The following is a 2,810-nucleotide window of genomic DNA, read 5'->3' as shown; positions in this document are numbered from 1 at the left end:
ATAGCAAACATAAAAATCATAATACGCACTCAACGAGAATGACGAACATCAGCACCAAGCCATGAAAAGAACATCCACCACAAGCCATATGCAGCCACCCACAACGGCAAATGCCACCAAACAAAATCATATGCTTCAATCACGATTTAAGACCTCCAGTAAAACTATAACCACCAATTAACACTCAACAAAGCCTGCCCAAAATTAAAGAGCGCCTAGCAAGATGAAGGGGTTTCGTTTTTCTCTCCAACATTGCTACGCTTCGCTGCTTATCGCTCAACAACCTAAATCAACCCCTTAGCATGATCATGTTCGCTTATCCCTGCGGGGCTTAGTTCGTCTAAACATCAGAATCTGAATCACCAAATTTAGAACCAAATTCGCGGCTTTCTTCTTCGTCTTCTTCATCATCGACAGGAACGCGGACATAAAACGGATTACACATAATGGGTTTACGTACATCACCAACGACCAAATTAGCCAAGCATGGGGAAACGGGTTCAACCGTCAAACCAATATCAGCAGGATGAAAAACAGCATCATCCTCTGGACGATAGAAAGCATATTCAATATCACCTTGAGAAATAACAGACCCGTTAATGTAAACCCCTTTAGCAACGCCCTCTACATATCCAAGAAGTAAGGAGTTTTCAGGCGAGACTTCAACAGCTGGTTGCTGCTCTGGTATTTGAACATCAACACCCTGCTCTACTGGTGAATCGACATCATCGGGATTGGCCTGTGAATCGATAAACGAGTAAACCGAAAAAACCGAGTAAAGACAAAGAGCAATAGCAAAAAGACCAGCAATCAAAATTTTAGGAAACTGAAACTTATGCGTATGAATTTCAGCAGACCAGTAGACACCATAAAACTTTGTGTCATGAGTCATGGCCTTTTTCTTACACTGCTTCTTATCATGGTAGTTATCAGGGTCTATACACTTGGAAGATTCAAAGCGAGTAATCTGCTTACCACCAAACGGATTATGATAATGAACATGACGGCCAACTAGCTTACGTAAGTTTTGGTCTGCAAAAGTCGGATGCTGAGTAATAAAGTGAATATCGTAACCACCATGACGGTGTTTCTCTAATCGTGCAATAGCTTCTGGCTTACGAGAACCAACGGGACGAGGCGGAAAAAAGTCCTGACATTCATCAATCAAAATAACCGAAGTTGTCGGCAGCTCAAACCAAGAATTTGGATCATCAAAATGGGTAAAGTGAAGATTACAGACCTTAACTGTTTCCCAAGCATCTACACTATTCTTTTGTTCATCGGTCATGCAGTCCAGCAAGTTATTAAGCTGAACAAGTTGTTTCTTGTCGTAGACCTTATTAACCCAGTGAAGCCAAGTAGAAAAATGATTGTGTGAATCAAAGTGATTACGCAAGAACGGGACATCATCAAGAGTGACAAAGTCCCCATCTTTATGAATTGGCTTGAGTATTTTAGTAAGCTTACGTTTTAAAGCCTTGTCTTTAAGGTTTGGAAAAAACCAACCATAAAACCAACCAGAGAAAGACTGGCAAACATCCATATCAAGCATTAACAGCTTAATATTGTTATAAAAATATGGCCTATCAGGATTATGAGAATTAACAATCTCACGTAATGAATTTAAGCTTTTACTTGCACCTGGCAAACCCGTTCTTAAATAAATCATGCTCCGAAGCCTCCCGTTTTAGAACCTGGCACACTCCAAGCACCGCGAGAAATTTTACCCGCTTTCAAACCTTTTAAAGTCATCAAAGCAAATGCAGAACTAAGCATCAAATTAAGAGCCTTATCAACCCACATTAAACCGAGCAACTGGGGAACGGCAGCAGGAACGCCAGCCATACCAGAGGCAGCAAAATCCAATAGATAAGAAGTTAAAATATTAAAGCCAGAAAAAGTCGTAACACCCCATCCAAAGCTTAACGCTATTTGAGTGACAGTTGAACCAAAAAATCCAGCAATCCAAGGAAGAGCCCGACCAAACCAACCAAAAGCAGCACTAAATAAAAAAGAACAAAAAGTCCAAATCGAGGTATAAATAGCAGAGTACATATAATCACCTATGAATGTTTAGCAATCATCAACACAGAACCAATAGAAGCGGTCAGCATCAACATAGCTCGAATATATAAAGCGAGGTCACAAAAAGGTTGGTAATTTAATTCAAAAGAGCCTAACCCATAATTAACTTGAGTCGGACTGGGACAACGGTCATCAAAATTAAAACCATTAGACTCGTTATATTTACTTAGCGTATCAGAAAGAGCAACCTCACCATTGGACAACTTAGAAACATCACCTTTATTCGATGTGTAATCTTTCAAATCATTTATAAGAGCGTTACCGGATTCATTAACAGCCTGACTATGTTCAATAGGAACGCCCTCACCTGTACCAATATCACCAGTAAGCGAGGATATTAAGCATTTATTATCCCAAGCTTGACGAGCTATAAAACAATCATAAGCATTACCAGAACAAGAAAAATTATTAACATCACAATTATTACCACTGACATCAGTATTTGAGCCATTAGCAATATCATCAAGCTTATCTCCTAAGCCACCTATTCCAGTACCAATAGAATCAAGCTTTCCACCTAAGCCGTCTATTCCAGTTCCAATAGAATCAGTAGAACCTTTTATTTGATTAAGTTTAGAAATAACACCAGATAAATCGACAGACACAGAATCCGAACCGGAGCCAGAACCCGAACCGCCAGAACCGGAGCCAGAGCCCGAATCGCCAGAGCCGTTACCGTCACCACCAGAACCGTTACCACCAGAACCGTCACCGCCAGAACCGTC

3 protein-coding genes are annotated in these 2,810 nt (G+C 40.5%); all 3 read right to left on the bottom strand.

The features are described from left to right. Nucleotides 1-340: 340 nt before the first annotated feature. Nucleotides 341-1,669 carry a zonular occludens toxin domain-containing protein gene (locus A142_RS11735; protein ID WP_019825320.1) on the bottom strand — a complete coding sequence of 443 codons (1,329 nt, stop codon included), beginning with the start codon at nucleotides 1,667-1,669 and terminating at the stop codon, nucleotides 341-343. Then, nucleotides 1,666-2,055, bottom strand: coding sequence for a DUF2523 family protein (locus A142_RS11730; RefSeq protein ID WP_019825318.1), 390 nt, complete (start codon nucleotides 2,053-2,055; stop codon nucleotides 1,666-1,668). Before A142_RS11730 ends, A142_RS11735 begins: the two co-directional genes overlap by 4 nt. A gap of 8 nt (nucleotides 2,056-2,063) precedes the next feature. After that, nucleotides 2,064-2,810 (bottom strand): virulence factor TspB C-terminal domain-related protein (locus tag A142_RS24975; protein WP_019825316.1); only part of this gene is annotated, 747 nt, incomplete at its 5' end.

The organism is Vibrio splendidus 12E03, from assembly GCF_000272105.2.
Lineage (GTDB): Bacteria > Pseudomonadota > Gammaproteobacteria > Enterobacterales > Vibrionaceae > Vibrio > Vibrio splendidus_I.
This window is presented reverse-complemented; position numbering and strand designations above follow the sequence as displayed.